We start from the raw sequence: 6,320 nt of genomic DNA, 5'->3' as shown, positions 1-6,320 counted from the left end.
GACGAATGGTAGCGTACCCGAAATTGGCGAAAAGGTCGGCGTTTTCGAGAAAGAATTGGCGGCGCTCGGGGAAGAAGAGCTCAAATCTATCCAGGTTGGTTTGCTGCACGTCCACATCTACCTGCGAGAAGTCCGGGTTGACGGTCAGATCGAGGTTCATGGATGGGGTGAGACCAATTTTTACATCACCACCGATAGCAGGTTTGTAGTTGGGATGTGCGTCGGTTTGGTAGTTTTTGGTCAAACGCGTCGCGGCATAAGGAATCAACGAAACGTTTGGTCCCGGGTTAGGCGGCGGGGTATCCCACACAAGCACGCCGGTATATGCCAGCGAAGCAGAAGGAAATTGCCGGGGTACCGGCGCCCACGCAGATTTTTCAGAAATAGTCAGATCCTGGCGGCTGAAATTAATGCCCCAGCGGGTGATACCCGGCTTGTAGCGGATACTTTTGAATGGAATTGCTGCTTCCCAGACCCATTTATCATCGTCGTTTTTGACTACACTTACCCATTTATTATCCCAGCTCAGATCGACAGTACCACCATCGCCCTGCTGTCCGTCCCAGGGAGCGCCGGCTGCATTGGCACCAAAAGAGAATCCGTTTGTCTTGTCGTCAAACGTATCCATAAAGAGGAGAAAGTTATCGTTTTTGCCAAAAGCAAAATCCCTTTTCAGCGACTCGACGATAATGGAGCCTTTCACTGGTTTATGGTTGACCACCAGGATGTAGAGGTTGTTCCTGTCATAGCAAAGCTTTACATCCGTTTGCGCCCTGGAAAAGCTGGTATCCATGGGCGTGATCATGAAAAAGTCACGCGCCGTTTCGGCAGCACCCCAGGCCATATCATCAGCTACTCCGTCGATTACCGGCTCTGACGTAGCTGCGTGAATGTGGTACTGGTAATTTTCGTTGGGTTTCTGCGCAATGCTTTGGAAAATGATTAAACAGAAAAAAAGGCAGGTTAGGGTAGAAGTACGTTGCACTTGTCGGGGTTAAGGAATTAGGAAGATGGAGCTGAATGCATTAGTTTCTGAACCACTTGGCATCGGCGTAAAATGTGCCAAAAGGAACAATGGAAGAGAGGAAAGATAGGAGCGACTTTTTGAAAGACCAGCTTCTTTCTATTGCAACCTGAATGAGTAAAATGACGAACAAAACGAAAAGAACACCGTGCGCTGTACCCACGTGACGAACAGCCATCGGCATACCTGCGAAATATTTCAATGGCATTGCAATGCCGAGTAAGACCAGGTAAGATATACCCTCCAAAAAAGCCACGATGCGAAGGCGGCCCAATGCAGATTTAATGAGGTCGGAAAACATATTGGAGTTGAGATTTGAAAAACAGATTGGAATGTAAAGATACATACTGAACGGTTTTGAAACCGGAACTTTTTATATATGTACGAACAAAAAAAGAGGGCTCAGCCTTTGGCTAAACCCTCTTTGTAAAGAATATTTCTGATTTAAACAGCTGCCACTTTCTTAGCCTTCACTTTTGGTACTCCGGCAGGTGCATTTTCCTTATTTCTCATTTTTACAAAATCCTTAAACCGGCGCACTGTGGCCATGATAAAGCCGATCATCAGTACGAGTGTACCCAGCCAGAGAATGTTGATCAGCGGCTTTTCGGTCGCTTTCATTACAATGAAATCACGCTGGGTTGTATTTACACCGAATGTAAACTGACCCGTTTGCGGATTGATTTCCTGGAACTGAATGCGTAAACCCAGGTCGTTGCTCGTTTCCGGCTTGCGGGCTACCATTCTGTCACGGATTACGAATGAAGGTGTAATTACAAATTCTTTGTCTTTATCCAGGATGCGTACGATTGCTTTTACAGCAGCATCGCCTGCACCCAGCGTAACACCTTCAACTTCTTCAGTTCTCACCACATTGTCAAGTACAGCTACGTAATCATTTACAAAAAATGTATCGCGCAGGTTAACTGTGAAGTTCTCAGTCTGGCTCCAAACCGGCTCGGCGGTCGGGTTGGTGACCATGGACACGTAGGTGTACAAATCTTTGTCAACCTTCCGCTGAATATCCGGAGAAGAAACAATACCGCCCATTCTCGGGTTGATCTGCACGCGCGGGAACAATGTGAAAATTCGGCCAGAAGGTTCGCGGTACTCGATTTCGTAGTAGAAGTTTTCAGGGAAAATCTCGATGGTATCTCCCTTTGCATTGTATTTCTTTCCATCAACCACAATGTCGCGCAATGCTACTGCATGGAAATCGCCTTCCACGATATCAACCCAGCTTTTCGGAATGTAGCCCGGAATGTGGCGTGGCTCCACGCGCACGTCGCGCCAGGTAAGCATATAGTCGCCCATTTTCTCGGCTTTGTTGAGCCAGAGCGTAATGTTTTCTTTATTCTCTTTATTGTCGTTGCTCGTAAACTCCTCACTGCGGGAGATCATCAAGCCTGAGTTGTTGATAGATACAACTCTCGTATAAGCCGACGAAAACAAAATCCCGATCAGCATCAATGCAACACCAATGTGCGTGATTGCGCCGCCAGACAGGTTGTAGTTACCGCGGATAATATTCAGCAGGATCGTTCCATTGGCGACAATCGCGAAAATAGCAGTTGTGAGCAGTACGATATACTGTATGTCACTCACACCTTTAACCGTAATCACGGCTGCACTGATCAGAAGTGAAATAAGTAGCGGATTATAAAGCGCCTGCAAATTTCCTTTACCGGTGCGTTTCCACCAGAAGAACTGACCTATACCGGTCAACACGATAATCAGCGAGAAGAACCAGAGCTGGAATTTATTGTAGTGAGCGATCTGGTCAGCCGGCAAAGCCATATTCAACACAGTACCAAATGCTTCTGCTATCTTATTGTAAACCGGAATGGAAGTTGTCGCCAGGATTTGAAAACCGGATAAACAAAGCAATGTAGCGCCGATAAAAATCCAGAATTCCTGCGAGTAAGTCGACACTTCTTCTTCATCGCTCGGCAAAGATTTCCAGCGATAAACCAACAATGCAATCGAAACGATCGTGAATGTGAAAAGGTAGATCAGTAACTGACCGGACAAGCCTAGATCTGTAAACGAGTGAACAGACGCATTACCTAACACGCCACTTCTCGTCATGAATGTAGAATAAAGGATCAGAATGAATGTTGCGATCGTAAGAATGAAGGAAGTTTTCAATGCAGTTGCATTCCTTCTTGCAATAATCATCGTGTGCACTGCTGCCACCAATACCAACCAGGGAACAATGGAAGAGTTTTCAACGGGATCCCAGTTCCAGTAGCTACCGAAGTTTAGCGTTTCGTAAGCCCAGTAAGCACCCATTAAAATACCTACACCGAGGATCAGCGAAGAGAAAAGTGCCCAGGGCAATGCAGGCCGCACCCATTCCTGGATTTTCTTGCTCCAAAGTCCGGCGATTGCGAATGAAAAGGGGATTAATGTAGAAGCAAAGCCTAGGAACAGGGTAGGAGGGTGGATTACCATCCAGTAGTTTTGCAAAAGCGGGTTCAGACCGTTTCCGTCTTTTGGAATAAAATTCGGATCCATTTTGTAAACAGGCAGATCCGGCATTACTTCTTTCAACAATAAAAATGGCGTGGAGCCGATTTTCAGATCAAGCCCTGGAATAACAACGCCAAGGATCATAGAAGTCAGAAAGGCTTGTACCAATGCAAAAACCGTCATTACAGGCGCCTCCCAGGATCGGTTTGAGAAGATCAGAATGCAGCCCAGTACTACATTCCAGAAGATCCAGAGCAAAAAGCTACCTTCCTGATCCTGCCAGAAGCTGGAAATGGTATAACCCGTCGGTAATGAAAGCGAGGAGTTTTTCCAGGCATAGTGGTACTCAAAATAATGGTTACCGATGATCCAATACAGCGAAAATACCACGCCGATTACCGCAGCCATGTGGACAAAGAACACAACCCTCGCAAAACGCTTCCAGGTGAGCGTATCTTCCAGCGATGCCGCCTGCATTCCGGATTTGAAATAGGCAAATGTTGCAACCAGTGCTGTAACAAATGCAATAATAACCAGCAGGTGCCCTGCACTTCCTATGGTACTGTGAATCATGATTGTACTGCGGTATGTTCAGTGGTTTCCATCTTCCCGTTCTCGTATTTAGACGGACATTTCATGAGTATTTTCTCTGCTGAAAATGTTCCGTTTTTCATTTTTCCAACCACAACAACCTGTTCTGATTTGTCAAAATCCTGCGGTTTTGAGTTTTTGTAAACAACCTTTTGCTCAACATTATTATTATCCACCAGCGTGAACACAAAGTAATTGGGGTCTACTTCGGGTTGGTATTCCATTTCAAGGATCTGGCCGACATTGTCTTTTTTGAGTTTTCCAACAACGTGGATACTTTCTTCATCACCATCCTTGGCCATTTCGCGGGCTTTGGTAAAATCTACATAAGTACTTGCGTCTCCGGCAGTTGAGACGATAATTCCTATTGCAACCGCAATAATGATAAGGCCGAATATCTGGATCTTTTTCACGGGATTAGCTATTTGATATTTAACTCTTTTTCAATTTTTCTAAGCTTGCTGTCAATGCGCAGCATATTAATGGCGATTCCCGCAAATACCACGGCAATTACAGCCACAACGACCCAGATCTTACCATCTTCGCGCAGCTTATCGGCCATAGGCACATCGTCAGTGGCCTGTGCAAATACATTAGCGGATAGAAGAAGTAAGGTCAGCAGGATGAGAGGAAGTCTTTTCATCATATTTAATAGACTCAAAATCTTAACGAAATTTTGATTTGAAATGTTTACCGGATTCTAAATTAAGCTTAGTGTGCGACTTTATCGCCGGTTGCCAGGGATTCTTCCTGCACCCGGTTGATGTGCTTCATACGTATCCGCAGCTCAGCCAGCCAGAGTCCCAGAAGGATATAGCCGATCACAGCCGGGTAAAATACTTTGCGGATATCGTTGTTGAAATCGTAAGACCCGAATGTGCTGTTGCCGCCACTACCCGGATGCAGCGAGTCTGTCAGCCGGGGCAGGATGTAAATGATTGGGATGAAAACGGCAAATGCGAAAATGTTGTAAACCGAAGAAATACGTGCTTTTCTTTGCTCATCTTCAAAGGAGCTTCTCAGCAGCAGGTAAGCCAGATAGATCAAAATTCCCACAGCCGCTCCATTCAATTTCGGATCGTTTGGCCACGGATCTCCCCAGGTGTAATTGGCCCAGATTGAACCCGTCAAACAGCCTAGTATACCGAAGAAAATGGCAGACTTAGCAAGTTCACTTGCAATATCGTCGTCATTGATTTTACCCTTACTCAGGTACCTGATCGAAAAAACCATGGACAAAAACAGCAGGGTGGTCATGGCGAGCCAAAGCGCCACGTGAAAGTAGGTATTGCGGATACTTTCGTTGATAATGGCCAGGCGCGGTACGGGCCCGATCAATCCCATAACGATCACATAAAAGATGATCGCGATACACAGGATTTTCCACCAGATCTTTCTCATTTTGAGTCTTTTTACCTTAATGTTTGTACCCGCTCTATGCCAGAATCAACTTCTCCACAGATAAGGAAAAAGCAGGTAGCTGAGCGTTATTACTATGAGATCAATAGATAATAGTGTGGTGATTTCGTCCGTGCTGACAGACCAATCGAGCCCGTCGAGCGCGTTTTTCGCCAGCCTGATGGTCATCAAAAGCATGGGCAGGATAATAGGAAAGCTGAGTACCGCCATTAAAGTGGCACTGTTGTCTGCTTTGGAGGCGATACCTGCCACCAGCGTGAGCACCGAAGCAAAACCTATCGCTGCAAGTACAATGCTCACCAGGTACAAGCCAATATCGCCCACCGGATTTCCCATTACCAGCGAGTAGATCGCAAAACCGATTCCTGATAATGCGAGCATGATCAGGGAATTATAAATGATTTTGGAAATAATAATTGCCTGCGGGCTGCACAAGCTGTAATAGTACATCAACCTGCCGTGACGTTCCTGAGAAAAGCTTTTGGCAATTGCATTGACAGCAGTGAACAGGATAATGATCCAGAACAAGGTATTCCAAACGATAGGAGTAAGCTGGTTACGTCGGAGACTAAAACTCAGGTAAGTCACGAAAACGGTACTGACCACGTATAGCAACATGCCGCTGAGCGCATATTTTTGTCGCCATTCCAGGGTTACTTCTTTCCAGATAAGGGTTTTGATCTCGTTCAAATCTTGCAATCGGCTATTCGCGGTCGGCTATCGGAAGCGTCGCTAAATGATGAAAATCCCGGACTGGAATCTTCTGTTTCGAACTGCAAAAATACGACATAAAGCCTCAGGGAAATAATAATCG

General features: G+C 45.8%; 7 protein-coding genes. All 7 read right to left on the bottom strand.

Features of this window, described 5'->3' with window-relative positions:
* A partial coding sequence (locus ACTIE6_RS14915) for a DUF5916 domain-containing protein (protein WP_439557394.1) occupies window positions 1-985 on the bottom strand: 985 nt, incomplete at its 3' end.
* Between the two features lie 40 nt (window positions 986-1,025).
* Window positions 1,026-1,325, bottom strand: a complete 300-nt coding sequence (locus ACTIE6_RS14910) for a DUF3817 domain-containing protein (RefSeq protein ID WP_056281513.1) — start codon at window positions 1,323-1,325, stop codon at window positions 1,026-1,028.
* A gap of 143 nt (window positions 1,326-1,468) precedes the next feature.
* Complete coding sequence (gene ccsA / locus ACTIE6_RS14905; RefSeq protein WP_439557393.1) at window positions 1,469-4,069, bottom strand: cytochrome c biogenesis protein CcsA; 2,601 nt, start codon at window positions 4,067-4,069, stop codon at window positions 1,469-1,471.
* Window positions 4,066-4,500, bottom strand: a complete 435-nt coding sequence (locus tag ACTIE6_RS14900) for a cytochrome c maturation protein CcmE domain-containing protein (protein WP_056281518.1) — start codon at window positions 4,498-4,500, stop codon at window positions 4,066-4,068. The genes ccsA (ACTIE6_RS14905) and ACTIE6_RS14900 overlap by 4 nt, the downstream gene beginning before the upstream one ends.
* Window positions 4,501-4,508: 8 nt before the next feature.
* Window positions 4,509-4,730, bottom strand: a complete 222-nt coding sequence (locus ACTIE6_RS14895; RefSeq protein WP_439557395.1) for a CcmD family protein — start codon at window positions 4,728-4,730, stop codon at window positions 4,509-4,511.
* A gap of 68 nt (window positions 4,731-4,798) precedes the next feature.
* On the bottom strand, window positions 4,799-5,488 hold the full coding sequence (gene ccsA, locus ACTIE6_RS14890) for a cytochrome c biogenesis protein CcsA (protein ID WP_439557392.1): 690 nt from the start codon (window positions 5,486-5,488) through the stop codon (window positions 4,799-4,801).
* Between the two features lie 45 nt (window positions 5,489-5,533).
* Window positions 5,534-6,205 (bottom strand): heme exporter protein CcmB, encoded by a 672-nt coding sequence (locus ACTIE6_RS14885; RefSeq protein ID WP_439557391.1) that lies wholly within the window; start codon window positions 6,203-6,205, stop codon window positions 5,534-5,536.
* Window positions 6,206-6,320 lie beyond the last annotated feature (115 nt).

The organism is Dyadobacter sp. (assembly GCF_051859145.1).
Taxonomy (GTDB): domain Bacteria; phylum Bacteroidota; class Bacteroidia; order Cytophagales; family Spirosomataceae; genus Dyadobacter.
This window is presented reverse-complemented; position numbering and strand designations above follow the sequence as displayed.

What these genes read in the sequence shown, in the direction of transcription:
- ACTIE6_RS14910 (WP_056281513.1), bottom strand. Translation starts at nt 1,325, where the DNA reads ATGTTTTCCGACCTCATTAAATCTGCATTGGGCCGCCTTCGCATCGTG.
- ccsA (WP_439557393.1), bottom strand. Translation starts at nt 4,069, where the DNA reads ATGATTCACAGTACCATAGGAAGTGCAGGGCACCTGCTGGTTATTATT.
- ACTIE6_RS14895 (WP_439557395.1), bottom strand. Translation starts at nt 4,730, where the DNA reads ATGAAAAGACTTCCTCTCATCCTGCTGACCTTACTTCTTCTATCCGCT.
- ccsA (WP_439557392.1), bottom strand. Translation starts at nt 5,488, where the DNA reads ATGAGAAAGATCTGGTGGAAAATCCTGTGTATCGCGATCATCTTTTAT.